The organism is Pararhodobacter sp., from assembly GCF_034676075.1.
Taxonomy (GTDB): domain Bacteria; phylum Pseudomonadota; class Alphaproteobacteria; order Rhodobacterales; family Rhodobacteraceae; genus Pararhodobacter.
Genome location: NZ_JAUCCQ010000062.1, coordinates 1 through 20490, shown reverse-complemented (window position 1 = coordinate 20490; position 20490 = coordinate 1). Strand labels below are relative to the sequence as shown.

Genomic DNA, 20490 nt, shown 5'->3' with positions numbered 1-20490 from the left:
TTCAACCGGTCGCCATGCTCGGCGATCCAGGCGCGGGTCCGGTCGGCGTCGTGTTTCGACAGATCCCGCAGCCACCAGGCGACCGCCTTCTGGATGAACCAGTCGCGGTCCTCGGCATAACCCGCGGCCCAGCCCAGCACGCGTTCGCGCACCGCCAGATCGGCCGCTTTCGGGTTATTGAGCCGCGCCCAGGGCAGGGTCATGACCAGCGCCGCGCGGCGGGTGAACATGTTAGGGTGCTGCGTCCAGCCCTCGACCTGGTCGAGCCGCGCGGGATCGGCGGCGAGGCGGCGGCTGCCTGCGGCGGCGGCGGTATCGGCCACCGCCCAGCCGTCGAACCCCTCGGCCCAGCCGGCGATCAGGGCCCAGGCCGCGTCATCCGGCCGGAGCCGCGCCTGGGTCAAGAGCTTGGCCGCGGCGATCATCGCCTCGTGGATGCCGCTGGCCCAGAGCGCACCCGACAGCGCCACGCGCTCCTCGACGCTGCAATCCGCGCGCCATTCGGCGACCAGCGCGTCGATCTGCGGGTTGGACAGGCCCAGATAGATCCGGTCCACCTTGTGATAGGCGCGCATCTCGGCGGCGCGGACGGGATCGGCTTGGGCGTGCAGGCGGTCTAGCGCGGTCTTTGGGTCAATCATGCTCGGGTCATTTCGAAGCGGACGCGGCCCACGGGGATCCCCCAGCGCCGCACGATGGCTTCGTTGATAACCAATCCCCCCGGCGCGCGATAGATCACGTCCGAGAAGGCAAGCCGCGTCACGCCCTCGAGCGATTCGAAATCGGCGGTGTAGTCGAGGCGGATCGTCTCGCCTTCCTCCACCACCTCGGCCAGCCCGACCGTATCCTCGCGCCGACCGCTCCAGCGGCCGAGGCCGAGGGGATCGAACACCCAGGTCAGGCGGCCGGTCTGGCCGTCGTCATAGGTGAAATCCTCGGCCACGATCAGCTGCTCGCCCTGCATCCGGCCGTGCAGCCGGGCGGTGAAGCGCCGCTCAGCGCCGGTCAGGTCGACACGGAACAGGCCTCGGCCCCGGACCTCGCCCAGGAACACGTCGCGCAGCGTCAGGGGACCGGCGGTCTCGGGCGCGTCTGGGCGGGTGGCGCAGCCCGCGGCGAGGAGTGGTGCTGCGATCAGGAACAGGCGGCGGGTGAGCATGGCGGGCCTCCGGGCGTTACCCAGGGGATACGCGCGCCCCGCCCGGCCGGATCACTCGGGTGTGCCGGTGGGGAAACCGTCGAGCGTCAACCCGTTCTTTTCGGCCCAATAGGCCTGCATCGCCGCTCCGTCCCGCGGCTCGGCCCAGCGGCGCAGGGTGTCGCGCTCGGCCACATGGTCATAGAAGGGCACGGCATAGCCGCAGGAGGTCTGCACCAGATCCACATCGAGGACGTAGATCTGCCGCGCCCCCGGGACCGGCGGGAACAGCCCATTGAGCCCGGCCCATTCCGCGTCACGCGGATGCACGGTTCGGGCCGCGCCATAAGCCCGCAGGATCACCGGCCGCGTGGTGAAGGAGCACCACATCAGCGTCATCCGGGGATCGAGGCGCAGATGACCCGCCGTCTCGTTCCCCGAGCCTGTCACATTCAGCCAGACCACGCGGTTCGGCCCCGTCACCCTGAGGCTGTCCATGCCATTGGGTGACAGGTTCACCCGGCCGGTGGGCGCCGCGGTGGCGACGAAGAACATCTGCTGCTCGGCGATGAGTCGCAGATGGTCCTCCTCGAAAGCCGCGAAGCGCTTGGCCATCTCACTCCACCGTGACGGATTTCGCCAGGTTGCGCGGCTGATCGACATCCGTGCCGCGGGCCAGCGCCGTGTGATAGGCCAGCATCTGCGCCGGAACCGCATAGACGATGGGCGCCAGCAGGCTCGGCACGTTCGGCATGGCGAGCGTGCCCCAGACCTTGCCCGCCTCGTCCAGACCCTTGCGGTCCGAGATCAGGATGACCTTGCCCAACCGGGCCATGACTTCCTGCATGTTCGAGACGGTCTTGTCATAGAGCGCGTCGCGGGGCGCCAGCACGACCACCGGCATCACCTCGTCGATCAGCGCGATGGGGCCGTGCTTCAGCTCGCCCGAGGCATAGCCCTCGGCATGGATGTAGCTCAGCTCCTTGAGCTTCAGCGCCGCTTCCAGCGCCAGCGGGTACATCACGCCGCGGCCCAGGAACAGCACGTCCTTGGCACTGGAGATCTTGTGCGCCAACGCCTCGATCTCGGATTCGCGGTCCAGCGCCTGGGCCAGGATCCCCGGCAGCATGCGCAGTTCGGCCAGTTTCTCGGCCAGCCCTGCATCGTCGAGCCGCCCGCGGTCATGCGCGGCCTTCAGCGCCAGCAGCAGCAGGACCAGCAGCTGCGCGGTGAAGCCCTTGGTCGAGGCCACGCTGATCTCCGGCCCGGCCAGGATCGGCAGCGCCACGTCCGATTCCCGCGCGATGGACGAGGTCGAGACGTTGACCACCCCGACCGTGCGGCTCAGCTTGCCGTCGACATAGCGCAGCGCGGCCAGCGTGTCGGCCGTCTCGCCCGACTGGCTGACGAAGATGCCCATGCCCTTGTCGCTCAGCACCGGCTCGCGGTAGCGGAATTCGCTGGCGATATCGGTGTCGCAGGGCAGGCCTGCGATCTGCTCGAACCAGTATTTCGCCACCTGGGTCGCGTAATGGCCGGTGCCGCAGGCGACCATGGTCACCCGGTCGATGCCGCGGAAATCCACCTCGGGCGGGAAGGCGATGGTCTTGCCGTCGGGCGACAGGTGGAAGGCCAGACCCGCGCCAAGGACCGAGGGCTGCTCGGCGATTTCCTTGGCCATGAAATGCCGGTGGCCGCCCTTGTCGACGCGCGTCTGATCCAGCCGGATCACGCTGACATCGCGGTTCACCCGGTTGCCCGCGAAATCGTAGAAGGTGGCGCCACCGCGGGTCAGGACAACCCAGTCGCCCTCGTCCAGATAGGTGATGCGGTCGGTCATCGGCGCCAGCGCGATCGCGTCCGAGCCAAGATACATCTCGCCGTCGCCCCAGCCCACGGCCAGGGGCGAGCCCTTGCGGGCGCCGATCATCAGATTGTCCTGACCTTCGAACAGGAAGGCCAGCGCGAAGGCACCATCCAGCCGCGCCAGCGTCTCGCGCACGGCCGCCTCGGGGTCCAGCCCCTGCTCCATCAGGTGCCGGGTCAGCAGCGCGATGGTCTCGGTGTCGGTGTCGGTCTCGTGACCCAGCCCGACCGAGGCCAGCTCCTCGCGCAGGGTGCGGAAATTCTCGATGATGCCGTTATGCACCACGGTCACCGGACCCGAGCGATGCGGATGCGCGTTCTTCACATTCGCCTCGCCATGGGTGGCCCAGCGCGTGTGGCCGATCCCCGCCTTGCCCGCCAGCGGCTCGTGCACCAGCAGGTCCGACAGGTTGATCAGCTTGCCAACGGCCCGGCGGCGGTCCAGCCGCCCGGTGTTCACCGTGGCGATCCCGGCGCTATCGTATCCCCGATACTCCAGCCGCTTGAGCGACTCGAGGATCAGCGGTGCCACTTCGTGCGTTCCCAGAACGCCCACAATCCCGCACATGAGATCAGCCCTCTTTCTTTGCCGCGGCCTTCTTGGCCTTCAGACGTTCCATGAGCCGGGTCGCGAGGCCCGGCTTGTTCTCTTGACGGGCCCGGCCCAGCGCCAGCGCCCCGGCCGGCACATCCTCGGTGATGACCGAGCCCGAGCCGGTCATCGCGCCGTCGCCCAGCCGCACCGGCGCCACCAGCATCGTGTCCGAACCGACGAACACGTTCTTGCCGATGGTGGTGCGATGCTTGAAGACGCCGTCATAATTGCAGGTGATGGTGCCCGCGCCGATGTTCGAGCCCTCGCCGACATCGGCGTCGCCGATATAGGTCAGATGGTTGACCTTGGCGCCCTCGTCGATGTTGGCGTTCTTGATCTCGACGAAATTGCCGACATGCACGTCCTCGGCCAGATAGGCATCGGGCCGCAGCCGGGCGAAGGGCCCGACGGTGGCGCCGCGGCTGACATGGCAGCCTTCCAGATGGCAGAAGGCGCGGATCGTCGCGTCGCTTTCGACGGTGACGCCGGGGGCGAAGACCACGTTCGGCCCGACCACCGCATCCCGCCCGATCGCCGTATCCAGCGAGAAATAGATCGTCTCGGGCGCGATCAGGGTGACGCCGTTCTCAAGCGCCTCGGCCCGGGCGCGGGTCTGGAAGGCGACCTCGGCCGCCGCCAGCTCGGCGCGGGTGTTGATGCCCAGCGTCTCGGCCTCGTCGCAGCGCACCGCGCCGACGCTGCGGCCCTTTTGTCTGGCAATCGCCACAATGTCGGTCAAGTAATACTCGCCCGCGGCATTGTCGTTGCCCACGCTGTCGATAAGTTGGAAAAGTACCGATGCGTCGGCGCAGACCACGCCCGAGTTGCACAGCGTGATGGCCCGCTCTTCCTCGGTCGCGTCCTTGAATTCGACGATCCGCTCCAGCATCTCGCCGTTCAGGATCAGCCGGCCATAGCGCCCGGGATCGGCGGCCTCGAAGCCCAGCACCACCACCGCGTGACGTTCGCGCGCCTCGCGCATCCGCTCCAGCGTTTCGGGGCTGACGAAGGGGGTATCGCCGTAGAGGATCACCACATCGCCGGTGAAGCCTTCCAGTGCCGCGCGGGCCTGAGCGACCGCATGTGCGGTGCCCAGCTGCTCGGCCTGATGGGCGATCAGCACATCGGGATTGGCGGCCTTGGCGGCCTTGGCGACGGCCTCGGCCCCGTGCCCGGTGACGACGACGACGCGCTCGGGTTCCAGAATATCGCCCGCGCGCATGGCATGGGCCAGAAGCGGCGCCCCGCCGATGGGATGAAGAACCTTGGGCCGTGCGGAATTCATCCGGCTCCCCATGCCGGCGGCGAGAATGACTAGTGATATGGACATGGTATTCCTGCTCTAAATTTGCGCCCGTTTTACCCTGTCATAGGGCCATTGCAAGATTCCCGGCGATCACAGCGCGTGACAGTCTGAAACACAGGCAAAACCCCGCCCGGAATTGCCCGCTTGCCTTTGCAAGCGGCTTTTGCTCCCCTGCCAGAGGCGACGAAAGAGGGGCTGGGGATGGCGCTGGAAGACGCAAAGACCGAGGTTGACGGGGCCTTCACCCGCCGCGACCGGCGGGGCCTGAGTTACGAGAATGCCTTCGGTGGCGCGGTGAGCTTCCTTCGGCGCGCCTATACCAAGGATCTGACGGGCGCCGATCTGGCGGTAACGGGGGTGCCCTTCGATCAGGCGGTCACCCATCGGACCGGCACCCGCTTCGGCCCGCGGGCGATCCGCGAGGCCTCGACCCTGCAACCTTATGACCCGCCCTATGGCTGGGGCTTCGATCCGCTGGGCGAGTTCAGCGTCGTGGATTACGGGGATCTGGCTTTCGATTATGCCAAGACCTCGAAATTCCCGGCCGCGCTGAAGCGCCATATCGGCGGCATTCTGGATGCGGGCTGCGGCTCGCTGGTGCTGGGGGGCGACCATTCGATCACCCTGCCGATCCTCGAGGCGCATGCCGAGCGGTTCGGCCCCTTGCGGGTCATCACCTTCGACGCGCATTCCGACCTCTGGGCCGATGACGATTTCGAGCGGATCGACCACGGCACCTTCTATTACAAGGCGGTCAAGAAGGGGTTGGTCGATCCCTCGCATTCGGTGCAGATCGGCATCCGCACGGAATGCGAGGATTATCTGGGCGTCAACGTGATCGACGCCCCCTCGGTCCATCAGATGGGACCGGCGGCGGTAGCGGCGATGGTGCGGGAGATTGTCGGCGACGGGCCCTGCTACCTCACCTTCGATATCGATGCGCTGGACCCGGCTTTCGCGCCCGGCACCGGCACGCCGGTCTGGGGCGGGCTGGCCAGCTGGCAGGCGGCGGCGATCCTGCGGGGGCTGGCGGGAATTCGGCTGACCGGCGGCGACGTGGTCGAGGTGAGCCCGCCCTATGACACCACCGGGGCCACGGCGATCGCGGGGGCGCATGTGGCGATGGAGATCCTCTGCCTCTGGGCCTGGACCCGGCGAAAGGGCTGACGTCCCACGCGTGGGACAGTTTTCGGCCCCTTCGAAATCAAGGGCTTGGCAGGGGCCATTTACCCTGTGTTAGGATGTTCCCGGGGAGAGGCATCAACGCCCTGCCCCGCCGAGGATGGCATGCCCCGAGTGATGACCCTGTTCGCGCTGCTCTTCGTCTGCCTGCTCGCCCTGGGCCTGGGCTTTGCCGCCTATGTGCGGCTGGCGCCCTCGGACCCGGCGCGCTGGCATGTCGATCCGCTGACCGCCCCCGACCCCGCCTCGCCGAATTTCGCCCGCGTCGACCGCGTGGTCGCCTTGCCGCCCGCCGAGGTCGCGGCCCTCATCGCCGACCGGGCCCGGGCCGAGGGCGCCGTGGTCCTGGCCCAGGGGGGGACCGGGACCACCTGGATCGCCCGCACCCCGATCATGCGCTACCCCGATTACGTCTCGATCCGGCTCATCCCCGAAGACGCCGGCACCCGCATCGTCGCCTTCTCGCGCTCGCGCTTCGGCTTTGGCGACCGGGGGGTGAACCGGGCGCGGCTGGGGCGGTGGTTGCCGGAGTGACCGGCAGCGGTGGGTTGCGTGAATTCACGCACCATCGGCACGCGGGGGCTGAGGTCGCCGACGGTGGGTTGAAAACCCACCCTACGGGGTCGCGCCTGTAGGGTGGGTTTTCAACCCACCTTGCGAAACGCCCGCGATCAGATCGCCTTGCCCATCCGTCCGGCCAGATCGCAGAAGAATTGCCAGGCCACCCGGCCCGACCGCCCGCCCCGCGTTGCCTGCCATTCGATGGCCTCGGCGCGCAGCTGCTCGGGATCGACGGCGAGCCCGTATTCGCTGACATAGCCGTCGATCATCGCCAGGTATTCGTCCTGCGTGCAGGGGTGGAAGCCCAGCCAGAGGCCGAATCGGTCGGACAGCGAGACCTTCTCCTCGACCGCCTCGGAGGGCGAGATGGCCGTGGAGCGCTCGTTCTCGATCATGTCGCGGGGCATCAGATGGCGCCGGTTCGAGGTGGCATAGAGGATCACGTTCAAGGGCCGCCCCTCGATCCCGCCATCCAGCACCGCCTTCAGCGATTTGTAATGCGTATCGTCGTGCGAGAAGCTGAGGTCGTCGCAGAAGAGGACGAAGCGGCGCTCCGGCGCCGCCCGCAGGTGATTGAGCAGCCGCCCGACCGAGGGCAGATCCTCGCGCTGGATCTCGACCAGGGTGCAGGGCAGGCCCTGGGCCAGGACCTCGGCATGCACCGCCTTCACCAGGGATGACTTGCCCATCCCGCGCGCGCCCCAGAGGAGCGCGTTGTTCGCGCCATAGCCGCGGGCGAATTGCAGGGTGTTTTCCAGCAGGATCCCCTGCACCCGGCCGATGCCCTTCAGCAGGGCCAGCGGCACCCGGCTGACCCGGGTCACGGGTTCCAGCCGGTCAGGCTCGGTATGCCAGACGAAGGCATCGGCGGCGGTGAAATCGGGCGCCTTGGCGGGGGGCGGGCTGAGGCGCTCCAGCGCCTCGGCGATGCGGGTCAGGATCAGGTCGGTCATGCGGCAGGCTTAATCCAGATCCTCGGGATCGAGAAGCCCCTCGGCCGCCAGTTCCTCGTTGCGCTTGCGCTCAACCCGGCCGACCAGGATCACCGAAATCTCGTAGAGCGAATAGACCACCGAGAAGAGCACGATCTGCGAGATGACATCGGGGGGCGTGGCGAGGGCCGCCAGCACCAGGATGCCGACCACCGCCCATTTGCGCCCGTTCTTCAGCGCCTGGGCCGAGACGAGCCCGGCCTTGCCCATCAGCGTGAGCAGGACGGGCAGCTGGAAGCAGAGGCCGAAGGCGATGATGAACTTGGTGGCCAGCGACAGGTATTCGTTGACCGAGCCCTGAAAGGCGATGCCCGCATGTTGCAGGGATTCGATGGCCCCTTCCGGCGTGACGGGCAATCCGTCGGCCCCCGGCGCGCCGGTCACGGCACCGGTCGCAGGGTCCATGGCGATCTGCTGGAAGCCCAGGAAGAAGGTGTAGCCCATCGGCATGATGACGTAATAGGCGAAGGCGGCGCCCAGGAAGAACATCACCGGCGAGGCCACGAGGAACGGCAGGAACGCGTTCTTCTCGGATTTGTAGAGGCCCGGTGCCACGAAGCGCCACAGCTGGTAGCCGATCACCGGGAAGGCCAGCACGAAGCCGCCCAGCATGGCGATGTTGACCGCGACGAAGAAGCCTTCCTGCAGCTGGATCAGGATCAGGTTGCATTCCTGGCCCTGGCTTTCCAGCGCATCGCAAAGCGGCCGGGTCAGGAAGTTGAAGATCGGGTTCCAGACCGTGAAGCACAGGGTCATCGCCACGATGAAGGCGGCGAGCGACTTGATGATCCGGTTACGGAGTTCCGCGAGATGCTCGATCAGCGGCGCGGAACTGTCGTCGATTGCATCCGCGGCTTTGGGTTTGGCGGCCATGACGGGGTTCAGCCTTCGGGATCTGGGTGGGGCTTGGTCGAGGCGGCGGGCCGTCCTTCGTCCGCGCGGGGATCGGGGCGCCAGCGTTCGGCCTCGGCGGCCTCGGCCTCCTTGGCGGCGCGGATCGCGGCGGCCTTCTGGCGCGCGGCCTCGGCCTGCTTTTGCTTCTTCAGCCGCTGCGCCTCGGTCTCAGACACTTCGGCGTTGCGGCGGGCGAGGTCCTGGGCGGCGATTTCATCCGCTTCGGCCTCGTCGAATTCGTCTTCGATGGCGACGGGCGAGACTTCGGCCGATCTCGGCGGCATCACCGGATTGGCCTTGGTGCCGGGGCTGCGAACCGCGGGCTTGTCATGGCCGATGTCGCGGAAGTCCTTCTCGATCTCGTCGAAACCGGCGGCTTCCTTGACGGTGTCGCGCAGGCCTTGCCCCGAGGCGGCGCGCTTGAAATCCTTCATCGCCCCGCTGACGCCGGTTTCCTTGGCCGCAGCATCCATCGCGCGCTGGAATTCGCGCGCCATGCCCCGGGCCTTGCCGGTCATCTCGCCGATCGTGTGGAACATCTTGGGCAGGTCCTTGGGACCGACCACGATCAGGGCCACGACGCCGACGACCAGCATTTCCGACCAGCCGATGTCGAACATGAGCCGCTCCTTGGCTTTGAGCGCAGGGTAAGATCAGGCGCGGTCGCGCTCGGCCGGCTGGGGCGTCACGTCGCGGGCCTGTTCGGCAGCCTCGGCATTGCGCTGGTTCTCGATCTCTTCCGAGCCGTCCTTCACGCCACGGCGGAAGGCGGTGATGCCCTTGCCGACTTCGCCCATCAGGCTGGAGACCTTGCCGCGCCCGAAGAGGACGAGCACGACGGCGGCGATCAGGATAAGGCCCACGGGGCCGATATTGTTGAGCATGGCTCTCTCCTTCAGGTCCGGCGCCATCCTGTCCCGGGGGCGCCCTTGCCCCTGAAATAATCCGGCGCGTTCGGCGATCATAGACCGATTCCGGGCCGATGGGGGGTGGCGGAGGCGGTCTCCTGACAGTATTTTGTCAGTTGGAGGCCCGGATGAACCGCGACCAAAGGCTCTATGATCTGGTGCAGGTGCTGCGCGACGGGCGGCTGCACACGGCGGCCGAGCTGGCCCAGACGATGGGGGTTTCGACCCGCACCATCTGGCGCGACATGGCGATGATGGCCGCCACCGGCATTCCGGTCGAGGGCGAGCGGGGCCTGGGCTACATCCTGCGCACGCCCCTGGTCCTGCCGCCGACCACGCTGACACCCGACGAGGCGGCCGTGCTGGGCGAGGCGCTGCGCGCCTTCGCCGACGACCCCGCCCATCCGAGGCAACGGGCGGCGCGGAACCTGCTGTACAAGATCGCGACGCTGCTGCCGCAGGCGGGTTGGGGCGAGGTTTGAGGGGTGAGTCCGGTTCGGTGGCGATGGGCCGGCCCCGACTTCCGCGGGCCGAAACTGGCAGGAGCGCGCTGTCAGCCCCGTCAGACCGGCCGCATCGGCCCCGTATCCCCCGCAGCGATGACCAGCCCGTTCGCCACGGCCGTGAAAACCTCGCTGAACGAGTGATCGGCCTGCGGGAACTGGCTTTTCATCGTCTCCGAGACCAGCGACATCAGGCTGGAGCCGCCGACATAGACCACTTTCCCGACCTGGGCGGCATCGAGGCCCGCGATGCGCAGCGTCTCGCGCGCGCCTTCCGCCAGGTCGTCGGCATGGCGCGCGAGGCTCTCGGTCAGGGCATCGGGCGACAGGGGAAGCGCCAGGCCCGGTTCGATGCTGTCCAGCCCGATGGCCGCCGCCGACCCACCATTGGCGGCGATCTTGCCCCGCTCGACGGCGAAACTCAGCTCGTGGCCCAGTTCCTCGTCCAGCACCGTCGCGAGGCGGGCCAGTTTTTCCGGCTCATGCGCCAGCCGCACCATCTCGGCCGCCATGCGGCGGTTCTGCGGCGTGTAGAGGAAGGCGATCTTCTCCCAGGTCGCCAGATCGTTGAAGATGGCGTTGGGCGTGGGCGAGCTGCCGGAACCGAGGACCTTGCGCAGCTCGGTCCCCTTGCCCAGATGCGGCATCACCCGGTCGATGCTGATCGAGCGGTCGAAATCCGTGCCGCCGATGCGGACCCCGTGATTGGCGAGGATCGTCACCCCGTCGTGCCCTGAGCGGAAGAGCGAGAAGTCGGATGTCCCGCCGCCTACGTCGACGATCAGGCCGATGGCGTCCTGATCTTGCAGCGAGCCGCTGGCGATCGCGGCGGCCTGCGGTTCCAGCATGAACTCCACTTCGGTGAAGCCAGCGGCCAGATAGCAGGCGCGCAGATCGGCTTCGGCAGCGGCCTCGCGCGGGTCGTTGGCGCCGTGGAACACCACCGGCCGACCCGAGAGAACGCGGTCGAAGCGCGTCCCCGCCTCGGCCTCGGCCCGTGCCTTCACCTGGGCGAGGAAGCGGGCGATGATCTCGACGAAGGTCGCCCGCTCGTTCAGGAACTGCCGCGGCTCGTGCATCAGCGAGGTGCCGAGGATGCGTTTCAGCGCCCGCATGAAGCGGCCTTCGATACCGTCGAGCAACGCCTGATTGGCGGGTTCGCCGATCAGCAGGGCGCGGGCGTCGAAGTCGAAGAAAAAGGTGGTCGGGATCGTCGTCTGGCCGGGCTCGAAGGTGATGAGGTGCGGCCGCCCGTCCCGCATGTAGCCCGCGGCGGTGTTCGACGTGCCGAAGTCCACCCCAAGCCCGAGTGCTCGTTGCGCCATGCTCATATTCCTTGTGCCCTGTAGGGCCGGGGTCACTAGGGGGTACGCAAGAGGGAGTCAAGCAGGCCCGGAGGCGACAGCGACCAAGGTTGGCGGGCGCGCCGCGCCGTTCCCGCCCCTACCCCACCGGCACCCATTGCACGGCGTCGATATGCGGGGCGGCGGTGGCCAGCATGACCAGCCGGTCGAAGCCCAGCGCGATGCCCGAGGCCTCGGGCATCAAGGCCAGCGCGGCCAGGAAATCCTCGTCCAGCGGGTAGCGTTCGCCATAGACGCGGGCCTTCTCGTCCATCTCGATCTCGAAGCGGCGGCGCTGTTCGGCGGGGTCGGTCAGCTCGCCGAAGCCGTTGGCCAGTTCCACCCCGCAGGCATAGACCTCGAACCTTTCCGCCTCGCGCCGGTCGTCGGCGCAGGTCCGCGCCAGCGCCGCCTCGCAGGACGGATAGCGGTCCAGAACGGTCAGTCGCCCCTGCCCCAGATGCGGCTCGACCCGTTCGGAGAGGAGGCGCGAGAAGATGTCGGACCAGGTGTCATCCGCCGCCATCTGCAACCCCGCGGCCTGCGCCCTCAGCGCCGCCGTGTCAGGCTCGGGCCCGGTCAGGGTGGCCAGCAGATCGACGCCCGCGTAGCGCTGGAAAGCCTCGGCGACCGAGAGCCGCTCATAGGGCTGGAACGGATCGCAGGTCAGATCGCCATAGCGCAACAAAGGCGTGCCCGCCGCCTGACAGGCCAGCCGCGCCATCTCGGCCACGTCCGCCATCAGGACCGCGTAATCCTCGCCCGCGCGATACCATTCCAGCATAGTGAATTCGGGCGCGTGCTTCGGCCCCCGCTCGCGGTTGCGCCAGACATGGGCGAAAGAGGCGATGCGCCGCTCGCCCGCCGCCAGCAGCTTTTTCAGCGCGAATTCGGGCGAGGTGTGCAGGTACATGACCCGGGGTTGTCCGTCATTGCCGATCGCCTCGGTGGCGAAGGCGTGCAGATGCGCCTCGTTCCCTGGGCTGACGGCCAGCGCGGCGGGATCGACCTCGATGAAGTCCCGCGCGGTCAGGAAGCCGCGAATCGCCCCCTGGATGCGGTTGCGGGCCAGAAGGATCGGGCGGCGGTCTTCGTGCCGGGCGGGGTGCCACCAGGGGGTTTCGCGCATCAGGGGCACCTCAATACTGGAAATCCGTTTCGGTTTCGGCTAGGGCCGGGAGCAATCCGCGCATAATCCGCTCTGCGGCCCTCCACAAGGAACCACCCGTGAAAGTCATTGCTTCCTCTCTTCGCAAGGGCAACGTCGTCGACATGAACGGCCAGCTCTACGTCGTCCTCAAGGCCGAGAACTTCCACCCCGGCAAGGGCACGCCCACGACCTCGGTCGACATGCGCCGCATCTCGGACGGGGTGAAGACGAGCGAGCGCTGGAAGACCACCGAGCAGGTCGAGAAGGCCGATGTGGACGAGCGGGAATACGACTTCCTCTACGAGGATGGCGAGGGCTATCACTTCATGAACCCCGAGAACTTCGAGCAGGTGACCGCGACCGCCGACGTGGTGGGCGATGCGGCGCCGTTCCTGGAGCCGGGGATGAAAGTCTACCTGCAGACCTTCGAGTCGATCCCGATCTCGATCGAACTGCCCGCGCGGATTACCGTCGAGGTGACCGAGACCGAGCCGGTGGTGAAGGGGCAGACCGCCTCGTCCTCCTACAAGCCCGCGATGACCAATATCGGCGTGCGCGTCATGGTCCCGCCGCATATCGGGGTCGAGACGCGGATCGTCATCAACACCGCCGACAACAGCTACTACGAACGCGCCAAGGACTGATTTCCGCCGATGGCGGGGGGCATCGCGATTTCGTGCGTTGCCCCCGGGGGGTCTGGCGTTTAGCCCACCCGCAGCGTGCGGGAGCCCCATTTGAGACGACTTTTCCTGACCCTGACCCTGCTGTCCGGCCTCATGCTGGCGGCGAGTTTCCTCGGTCCCTTGCATCCGGCGGGGGATACGCTGGCAGTGTTCCGGCCCCTCTGGGCCGGGGTCATGGCGCTGAGCGCGCTGGCCGCGGGCCTGAGCGGGGCACGGCGACTGGGGGCGGTGGCGCTGATCCTGGCGCTGGGAGGCTCGGCGCCGATGATCCTGGGGGCGATGCGCGGCGACGAGGCCCCGGCCCGGGTCGATCTGACGCTCTACAGCAAGAACCTGCTCGCCACGCTGGCCGATCCCGCGCCGCTGGTCGCCGACATTCTGGAGACCGGCGCCGATGTCGTCCTGTTGCAGGAGGTGAGCGACAGCAACGCCGCGATCCTCGATCTGCTGCGCGAGACCTATCCCCATCAGCATCTGTGCCGCTTCTCCTCTCGCGGGGGGATCGCCGTGCTGTCGCGCTGGCCGGGCGAAGCGGTGCAATGCTCGCCCATGCGCGGCATGGCGGCGATGCAGGTGGCCTCGCCCTCGGGGCCGGTCTGGGCGGCCTCGATCCACCTGACCTGGCCCTGGCCCTATGCCCAGGGCGCGGCGGTCCGGGCCATCGCCCCGCTGCTGGAACCGATGCGCGGCCGGGTGGTGATCGGCGGCGATTTCAACATGGTGCCCTGGGGATATGCGGTCCGGGCCCTGGGCGCGGCGGCCGGGGCGCAGCGCATCGGCCCGATGCGGGCGACGATCCGGGTGCTGGGTCTGGGCTGGCCCATCGACCATGTGCTGACCAGCGGTCAGGGCAGCACCGAGATCCGGCCGCGGCTGGGCTCGGATCACGCGGGCGTGGTGGCGCGGATCGGCTTCTGAGGCGCCTTGGCCCTTGATCACGCCCGGTTCCGGCCCCTATCTGCAAGATCTGCGGCATCGGGCCGCCCGGGAAGGACCAATATGCGCAACGCGGCTCTGGTGCTGGGGATCGTCGGCGGGCTGATCGCCATGGTGGTGGGCTTCTTCGGCTACGGCTACACCGTGCTGACCGAGACCCATGCCGAGGTGGCGCAGGCTTTCGGCGTGGTCGATGACGCAAGCCTGGTGCGGCTGGCGAGTTTCGTCGCGCCGCTGCTGGCCATCGCCGGGGGCGCCATGGCCCGGGCCCGGGCGCTCTGGGGCGGGGTGATGCTGCTGGCCTCGGCCGGGCTGATGTATGCGGCCTTCGGTTTCGGCGTCTTCACCATGTTCCCGATCGGCTTCTGTGCCGTGGCCGGGGTGCTCGCCATCGCCGCCGGGCGGCCGGACGAGGAAAAGGCGCATTTTTGAGGGGGGCTGCCCGGTGGGATGAAATCCCACCCAACGGGGCGTCTGCGTAGGATGGGCGATCCGCCCATCCTCAGAGCGCGGCCAGCACCGTACCTGCGTCGATGGCGGCAGCCCCCGCCACCCGGCCCCGCGGCCCCAGCCGGGTTGCCAGCCATTCCCCGGCCAAGGGGCTCTCGGCCAACATCACCGCCCCGGTCAGCAACACCCCCAGCGATTCCGCGAACCAGCGCGCCTCGGCCTCCGACGGCAGGCCCGGCCAACGGTCGCGGTGGGCAGCCAGCGCCGCGTCATAGCGGGGATCGAGGCCCCGCGCCGCCTCCAGCCTCGCGGTCAGCTGCGCGCCCGCCTCGGGCTCCTTGACCAGCGTTCGCAGGATGTCGAGGCAGATGACATTCCCCGACCCTTCCCAGATCGAATTGAGCGGCGCCTCGCGGTAGAGCATCGGCAGCGGCGTCTCCTCGACATAGCCCATGCCGCCCAGCACCTCCATGCATTCATAGATCATCCCCGGCGCCGCCTTGTTCGAGACGAACTTGGCCAGCGCCACTGCGAGCCGGGCATAGGGCCGCCGCGCCGGATCGTCGAAGGCCCGCGCCACGTCGAGACCCAGCAGCAGCGCCGCTTCGGCCTCGAGCCCCAGATCGGCCAGAACCGAGCGCATCAGCGGCTGGTCGATCAGCCGCTTCTGGAAGGCGGAGCGGCCCCGGGCCCAGCTCAGCGCCTCGCCCAGCGCGCCGCGCATCAGCCCGGCGGGGGCGATGGCGGTGTCGAGGCGGGTGTGATGCACCATCTCGATGATGGTCTGCACGCCGCGCCCGGGCTCGCCCAGCAGATGCGCCAGCGTGCCGTCGTATTCGATCTCGGACGAGGCATTGGCCTTGTTGCCCAGCTTGTCCTTCAGCCGGAGGATGGTGAAGGCGTTGCGCGTCCCGTCCGGCAGCCAGCGCGGCACGAGGAAGCAGGTGATCGCCCCGTCGAGCTGCGCCAGCGTCAGGAAGCCGTCGCACATCGGCGCCGAGCAAAACCATTTGTGCCCGGTCAGCCGGTAGAACTCGCCATCCCGGGCGGCGGTGGTCGCATTGGCCCGCACATCCGATCCGCCCTGCTTTTCGGTCATCGCCATGCCCAGCGTCGCGGCGCGCTTTTGATCGACGCTGAGCCTGCGCGGATCATAGGCCGCGGTGCTCAACTTCGGCTGCCAGAGCGCCGCCAGCGCCGGGTCGGCGTTCAGGGCCGGGATGCCGGCATAGGTCATGGTCATCGGGCAGCAGACCCCGGGCTCGACCTGACTGAGCATGTAGTTGATCGCCGCGTGGCGCAGATGGCTGCCGCTGCCGTCCCAGGCGGTCGCGGCATAGCCCGCCTCCAGCCCCAGGGCCATCATCCGGTGATAGCCGGGATGGAAGTGCACCTCGTCCAGCCGCCTTCCGTTGCGGTCGAAGCTGCGCAGCTGGGGCAGCTGGGTCTGGGCGTCGCGGGCGGCCTCGCGGATCTCGTCACTGGCCAGCGCGGCGCCGAAGGCGGCGAGGCCCGGGTCCGCGCCGAGGATCCGGCGCAGGGTCGGATCCTCGGCCCAGGGGTCGCGGCCGGGGATGGCGGGCTGGTTGACAACCTCATGCGTGCGAAGCTGCCCGCGGGGCTCGGATGCGGTCATGATGTTCCTCCCTTTGCCCCAGCCTGCGCCCGGCCGCCCCGCCCTGTCCAGCCGGACGCGGCGTCGGGCAGGCGCGGCTGGCGGGCGGCCGCCGGGGCAGGCCTTGAGGGGATTCCTTTTCCCGCGCCGCTGTGGCAGGATGGCGCAAAGGCCCGGACAGAGGCCACGAGCAGGATCATGAACAGAAAGCGACCCGCCTTCGGGCCCGTCATCTTCTATGCCATCACCGGCACCTTCGGCGCCTATCTGACCTTTGCCGCCGTGCAGGGGGAATACGGATTGTTCCGCCGCATCCAGGTCGAGGCCGACGCCGCCCAGCTGCGCGTCGAACGCGACCGGCTGGCCGCCGATCTGGTGGTGATCGAAAACCGCACCCGGCGGCTGTCGGACGAATTCCTGGACCTCGACCTCTTGGACCAGCAGGCGCGCGAGGTTCTGGGCTATGTCCGCTCGGACGAGGTCGTCCTGCGCTGAGGCGCGTCTCCCTTCCCCCGTCAGAACCTTCTGGGCACCAGCGCTTTCCGTGCTAGGTTGAACCCCGACCGATCCGGTCGATGGGGGAATCCGGCCCTGCCGATTGCGCGCGCACGTGGTTGCGCAACCAGCAGGCAATTCATTCTCGCTTTCGATCAGGGCTTGGTGTAGAAGATCGTTTAGTGTTAAACTATTCCTGACGCGACCAGGGGGAGGCACCGATGGCAGCCAGAAAGACCACCGAGAAATCAAACGTCTCGGGCGAGGAACTGCTCAAGTATTACCGCGACATGCTGCTGATCCGGCGATTCGAGGAAAAGGCCGGGCAGCTGTACGGGATGGGGCTGATCGGCGGTTTCTGCCACCTCTACATCGGCCAGGAGGCCGTGGTGGTCGGCATCGAGGCCGCGGCCAAGGACGGCGACAAGCGCATCACCTCGTACCGCGACCACGGGCACATGCTGGTCTGCGGCATGGATCCCAAGGGCGTCATGGCCGAGCTCACGGGCCGCATCGGCGGCTATTCCAAGGGCAAGGGCGGCTCGATGCACATGTTCAGCCGCGAGAAGCATTTCTACGGCGGCCATGGCATCGTCGGCGCGCAAGTGCCGCTGGGCACGGGTCTGGCCTTCTCGGACAAGTACAAGGGCAACGATAACGTCACCTTCACCTATTTCGGCGATGGCGCGGCGAACCAGGGCCAGGTGTACGAGAGCTACAACATGGCGGAACTCTGGAACCTGCCGGTCGTCTACGTGATCGAGAACAACCAATACGCCATGGGAACCTCGACCAAGCGCTCGACCAAATCCCCGAACCTGTGGGAACGCGGCGCGGCCTACGGGATCAAGGGCGAGGCAGTGGACGGCATGGACGTGCTGGCCGTCAAGGCCGCGGCCGAGAAGGCCATCGCCGCCTGCCGCGCCGGTGACGGCCCCTATATCCTCGAGGTCATGACCTACCGCTACCGGGGCCACTCGATGTCCGACCCCGCCAAGTACCGGACCCGCGAGGAAGTGCAGAAGATGCGCGAGGAGCGGGACGCCATCGAGCGGGTGCGCGAGCTCTTGATCGGCAGCGGCCAGGCCACCGACGATGACCTCAAGGCCATCGACAAGGAGATCAAGGCCGTCGTCAACGAGGCCGCCGAATTCTCCAAGGAAAGCCCCGAGCCGGATCTCTCCGAGCTCTGGACCGATATCTACGCCTGAGGGAGGAACCAGATGGCAACGCAGATCCTGATGCCCGCCCTCTCGCCCACCATGGAAGAGGGCACGCTGGCCAAATGGCTGGTGAAAGAAGGCGATACCGTAACCTCCGGCATGATCATCGCTGAGATCGAGACCGACAAGGCGACGATGGAATTCGAAGCGGTCGATGAAGGCGTGATGGGCAAGATCCTGATCGCCGAAGGGACCGAGGGCGTGAAGGTCAACACGCCCATCGCCGTGCTGGTCGAGGAAGGCGAAAGCGCCGACGACGTGGCCGCCGAGCCCAAGGCCGAGGCGCCGAAGGCCGAAGCCGCCCCGGAATCCGCGGTCAAGGCCGACGCTCCGGTCGCCGCCCAGCCCGCCGCCAAGCTGCCCGCCGTTCCGCAGCCCGACTGGCCGGAAGGCACCAAGATGAAATCCATGACCGTGCGGGAAGCCCTGCGCGAAGCCATGGCCGAAGAGATGCGCGGCAACGAGAACGTCTTCCTGATGGGCGAGGAAGTCGGCGAATACCAGGGCGCCTACAAGATCAGCCAGGGCCTGCTGGATGAATTCGGCGCCCGCCGGGTGATCGACACGCCGATCACCGAGGCCGGGTTTGCCGGTCTCGCCGTCGGCGCGGCCTGGGGCGGTCTGAACCCGATCGTCGAGTTCATGACCTTCAACTTCGCCATGCAGGCCATCGACCACATCATCAACTCGGCGGCCAAGACCAATTACATGTCGGGCGGCCAGCTGCCCTGCCCCATCGTCTTCCGCGGCCCGAACGGCGCTGCGGCCCGCGTGGCGGCCCAGCACAGCCAGGATTACGCAGCGTGGTATTCCCATGTCCCGGGCCTGAAAGTGGTGATGCCCTATTCGGCGGCCGACGCGAAGGGCCTGCTGAAGGCCGCGATCCGCGACCCGAACCCGGTCATCTTCCTGGAGAACGAGATCCTTTACGGCCGCACCTTCGAGGTGCCGGATCTGGAGGATTTCACCGTCGAGATCGGCAAGGCCCGCATCGCGCGTGAGGGCAAGGACGTGACCATCGTCAGCTTCGGCATCGGCATGACCTATGCCCTGGAAGCGGCCGAGAAACTGGCGGCCGAGGGCATCGACGCCGAGGTCATCGACCTGCGCACCATCCGCCCGATGGACACGGCGACGATCATCGCCTCGGTGCAGAAGACCAACCGGCTGGTCACCGTCGAGGAAGGCTTCCCGCAATCGTCCGTGGGCAACTTCATCTCGGCCACGGTGATGATGGAGGCCTTCGATTATCTCGACGCGCCGGTCATCAACCTCTGCGGCAAGGACGTGCCGATGCCCTACGCGGCTAACCTCGAGAAACTGGCCCTGGTCACGACTGCCGAGGTGATCGAGGCCGTCAAAAAAGTCACCTATCGCTGAGGAGGCCGATATGCCCGTGGAAATCCTGATGCCCGCGCTCTCGCCCACCATGGAGGAGGGGACGCTGGCGAAATGGCTGGTGAAGGAGGGGGATACCATCACCTCCGGCATGGTCATTGCCGAGATCGAGACCGACAAGGCGACGATGGAATTCGAGGCCGTCGACGAAGGCGTGATGGGCAAGATCCTGATCGCCGAGGGTTCGGAAGGGGTGAAGGTCAACACCCCCATCGCCGTGCTGCTGGAAGAGGGCGAAAGCGCCTCGGACATCGGCACGCCGAAAGCCGCGCCCGCCAAGGCCGAAGCCGCCAAACCCGAGGCGGAAGCGCCCAAGGCCGAGGCACCGAAAGCCGCCCCGGCCGCCGCCCCCGCCGGGGACGGCCAGCGCGTCTTCGCCTCGCCGCTGGCGCGGCGCATCGCCAAGGACAAGGGCCTCGACCTGAGCGCCATCGCCGGGTCCGGCCCGCATGGCCGGATCGTCAAGGCCGATGTCGAGGGCGCGACGGCCGCGCCGAAAGCCTCCGCCCCGGCGGCAGCAGCGCCCGCGCCCGCAGCGGCGGCCCCGGCCAAGGCAGCGATGCCGACCGGCGCCGATGCCAACACCGTCATGAAGATGTTCGAGGGGCGCGCCTTCGAGGAAGTGAAGCTCGACGGCATGCGCAAGACGGTCGCCGCGCGGCTGACCGAGGCCAAGCAGACCATCCCGCATTTCTACCTGCGCCGCTCGGTGGAGCTGGACGCGCTGATGGCCTTCCGTGAGCAGCTGAACGGACAGCTCGCCTCGCGCGGCGTGAAGCTCAGCGTGAACGACTTCATCATCAAGGCCTCGGCCATGGCCCTGCAGAAGGTGCCGGACGCCAATGCCGTCTGGGCCGGCGACCGGATCCTCAGGCTGAAGCCCTCGGATCTGGCGGTGGCGGTGGCGGTCGACGGCGGCCTCTTCACCCCGGTGATCAAGGACGCGCATCTGAAATCGCTCAGCGCCCTCTCGGCCGAGATGAAGGATCTGGCCGGCCGCGCCCGCAACCGCAAGCTGGCGCCGCATGAATACGTCGGCGGCTCCTTCGCGATCTCGAACCTCGGCATGTTCGGCATCGAGAATTTCGACGCCGTCATCAACCCGCCGCATGGCTCGATCCTGGCGGTGGGTGCGGGGATCAAGAAGCCGGTGGTGAAGGCGGATGGCAGTATCGGTGTGGCCAATGTCATGTCGATGACCCTGTCGGTCGATCACCGGGTGATCGACGGCGCGCTGGGGGCCGAGTTCCTG

At 67.8% G+C, this 20490-nt stretch carries 22 protein-coding genes; 10 read left to right on the top strand and 12 right to left on the bottom strand.

Annotated features, from left to right (window positions below; all coding sequences use genetic code 11):
* From VDQ18_RS15280 to glmU, 5 genes are all read right to left on the bottom strand, one after another.
* Window positions 1-641 (bottom strand): DNA alkylation repair protein (locus VDQ18_RS15280; protein WP_323021778.1); only part of this gene is annotated, 641 nt, incomplete at its 3' end.
* Entirely contained in the window at window positions 638-1159 is a 522-nt protein-coding gene (locus tag VDQ18_RS15275) for a DUF3833 family protein (RefSeq protein WP_323021777.1), read from the bottom strand. The genes VDQ18_RS15280 and VDQ18_RS15275, both read right to left, overlap by 4 nt.
* Window positions 1160-1210: 51 nt before the next feature.
* A complete protein-coding gene (locus VDQ18_RS15270; RefSeq protein ID WP_323021776.1) occupies window positions 1211-1753 on the bottom strand; it encodes a pyridoxamine 5'-phosphate oxidase family protein in 543 nt (180 codons plus the stop codon).
* A gap of 1 nt (window position 1754) precedes the next feature.
* Entirely contained in the window at window positions 1755-3572 is a 1818-nt protein-coding gene (gene glmS / locus VDQ18_RS15265; protein WP_323021775.1) for a glutamine--fructose-6-phosphate transaminase (isomerizing), read from the bottom strand.
* A gap of 4 nt (window positions 3573-3576) precedes the next feature.
* Window positions 3577-4929: a bifunctional UDP-N-acetylglucosamine diphosphorylase/glucosamine-1-phosphate N-acetyltransferase GlmU gene (gene glmU, locus VDQ18_RS15260; RefSeq protein WP_323021774.1), complete on the bottom strand. Its 1353-nt coding sequence runs from the start codon at window positions 4927-4929 to the stop codon at window positions 3577-3579.
* Window positions 4930-5106: 177 nt separating this feature from the next.
* Between glmU and speB the strand changes: the two genes are divergently transcribed.
* Together speB and VDQ18_RS15250 are read left to right on the top strand one after the other, a co-directional pair.
* Window positions 5107-6072 carry an agmatinase gene (speB, locus tag VDQ18_RS15255; RefSeq protein ID WP_323021773.1) on the top strand — a complete coding sequence of 322 codons (966 nt, stop codon included), beginning with the start codon at window positions 5107-5109 and terminating at the stop codon, window positions 6070-6072.
* Between the two features lie 120 nt (window positions 6073-6192).
* A complete protein-coding gene (locus tag VDQ18_RS15250; protein ID WP_323021772.1) occupies window positions 6193-6621 on the top strand; it encodes a DUF1499 domain-containing protein in 429 nt (142 codons plus the stop codon).
* A gap of 137 nt (window positions 6622-6758) precedes the next feature.
* Here VDQ18_RS15250 and VDQ18_RS15245 read toward each other — a convergent pair whose 3' ends face one another.
* The 4 genes from VDQ18_RS15245 to VDQ18_RS15230 are packed head-to-tail and all read right to left on the bottom strand — an operon-like array spanning window position 6759 to window position 9418.
* A complete protein-coding gene (locus tag VDQ18_RS15245; RefSeq protein WP_323021771.1) occupies window positions 6759-7601 on the bottom strand; it encodes an ATP-binding protein in 843 nt (280 codons plus the stop codon).
* 9 nt (window positions 7602-7610) lie between these two features.
* Window positions 7611-8513 carry a twin-arginine translocase subunit TatC gene (gene tatC, locus VDQ18_RS15240; RefSeq protein ID WP_323021770.1) on the bottom strand — a complete coding sequence of 301 codons (903 nt, stop codon included), beginning with the start codon at window positions 8511-8513 and terminating at the stop codon, window positions 7611-7613.
* An 8-nt stretch (window positions 8514-8521) separates the two neighbouring features.
* On the bottom strand, window positions 8522-9154 hold the full coding sequence (gene tatB, locus VDQ18_RS23575; RefSeq protein ID WP_416235113.1) for a Sec-independent protein translocase protein TatB: 633 nt from the start codon (window positions 9152-9154) through the stop codon (window positions 8522-8524).
* A gap of 33 nt (window positions 9155-9187) precedes the next feature.
* Entirely contained in the window at window positions 9188-9418 is a 231-nt protein-coding gene (locus VDQ18_RS15230) for a twin-arginine translocase TatA/TatE family subunit (RefSeq protein WP_323021769.1), read from the bottom strand.
* 152 nt (window positions 9419-9570) lie between these two features.
* On the opposite strand from VDQ18_RS15230, the gene VDQ18_RS15225 reads away from it, so the two are divergent.
* Window positions 9571-9924: a helix-turn-helix transcriptional regulator gene (locus tag VDQ18_RS15225; RefSeq protein ID WP_323021768.1), complete on the top strand. Its 354-nt coding sequence runs from the start codon at window positions 9571-9573 to the stop codon at window positions 9922-9924.
* Between the two features lie 80 nt (window positions 9925-10004).
* Here the strand turns inward: VDQ18_RS15225 and VDQ18_RS15220 are convergent, their stop codons facing one another.
* Together VDQ18_RS15220 and epmA are read right to left on the bottom strand one after the other, a co-directional pair.
* Window positions 10005-11270 carry an Hsp70 family protein gene (locus tag VDQ18_RS15220; RefSeq protein ID WP_323021767.1) on the bottom strand — a complete coding sequence of 422 codons (1266 nt, stop codon included), beginning with the start codon at window positions 11268-11270 and terminating at the stop codon, window positions 10005-10007.
* A gap of 118 nt (window positions 11271-11388) precedes the next feature.
* Window positions 11389-12417, bottom strand: coding sequence for an EF-P lysine aminoacylase EpmA (gene epmA / locus VDQ18_RS15215; protein WP_323021766.1), 1029 nt, complete (start codon window positions 12415-12417; stop codon window positions 11389-11391).
* A gap of 98 nt (window positions 12418-12515) precedes the next feature.
* Between epmA and efp the strand changes: the two genes are divergently transcribed.
* The 3 genes from efp (at window position 12516) to VDQ18_RS15200 (ending at window position 14489) form a co-directional block, all read left to right on the top strand.
* A complete protein-coding gene (gene efp / locus VDQ18_RS15210) occupies window positions 12516-13082 on the top strand; it encodes an elongation factor P (RefSeq protein ID WP_323021765.1) in 567 nt (188 codons plus the stop codon).
* 90 nt (window positions 13083-13172) lie between these two features.
* The gene (locus VDQ18_RS15205) at window positions 13173-14039 is read left to right on the top strand and encodes an endonuclease/exonuclease/phosphatase family protein (protein ID WP_323021764.1); all 867 of its coding nucleotides are present in this window, start codon (window positions 13173-13175) and stop codon (window positions 14037-14039) included.
* A gap of 81 nt (window positions 14040-14120) precedes the next feature.
* Window positions 14121-14489: a hypothetical protein gene (locus VDQ18_RS15200; protein WP_323021763.1), complete on the top strand. Its 369-nt coding sequence runs from the start codon at window positions 14121-14123 to the stop codon at window positions 14487-14489.
* A 70-nt stretch (window positions 14490-14559) separates the two neighbouring features.
* Here VDQ18_RS15200 and VDQ18_RS15195 read toward each other — a convergent pair whose 3' ends face one another.
* A complete protein-coding gene (locus VDQ18_RS15195; protein WP_323021762.1) occupies window positions 14560-16143 on the bottom strand; it encodes an acyl-CoA dehydrogenase family protein in 1584 nt (527 codons plus the stop codon).
* Between the two features lie 177 nt (window positions 16144-16320).
* Here VDQ18_RS15195 and VDQ18_RS15190 point away from each other — a divergent pair, with 177 nt between their 5' ends.
* The 4 genes from VDQ18_RS15190 to VDQ18_RS15175 all read left to right on the top strand — a co-directional run.
* Window positions 16321-16617 carry an FtsB family cell division protein gene (locus VDQ18_RS15190; protein WP_107749507.1) on the top strand — a complete coding sequence of 99 codons (297 nt, stop codon included), beginning with the start codon at window positions 16321-16323 and terminating at the stop codon, window positions 16615-16617.
* 221 nt (window positions 16618-16838) lie between these two features.
* On the top strand, window positions 16839-17828 hold the full coding sequence (pdhA, locus tag VDQ18_RS15185; protein ID WP_323021761.1) for a pyruvate dehydrogenase (acetyl-transferring) E1 component subunit alpha: 990 nt from the start codon (window positions 16839-16841) through the stop codon (window positions 17826-17828).
* Between the two features lie 12 nt (window positions 17829-17840).
* The gene (locus tag VDQ18_RS15180; protein WP_323021760.1) at window positions 17841-19220 is read left to right on the top strand and encodes a pyruvate dehydrogenase complex E1 component subunit beta; all 1380 of its coding nucleotides are present in this window, start codon (window positions 17841-17843) and stop codon (window positions 19218-19220) included.
* A 10-nt stretch (window positions 19221-19230) separates the two neighbouring features.
* A partial coding sequence (locus tag VDQ18_RS15175; RefSeq protein ID WP_323021759.1) for a pyruvate dehydrogenase complex dihydrolipoamide acetyltransferase occupies window positions 19231-20490 on the top strand: 1260 nt, incomplete at its 3' end.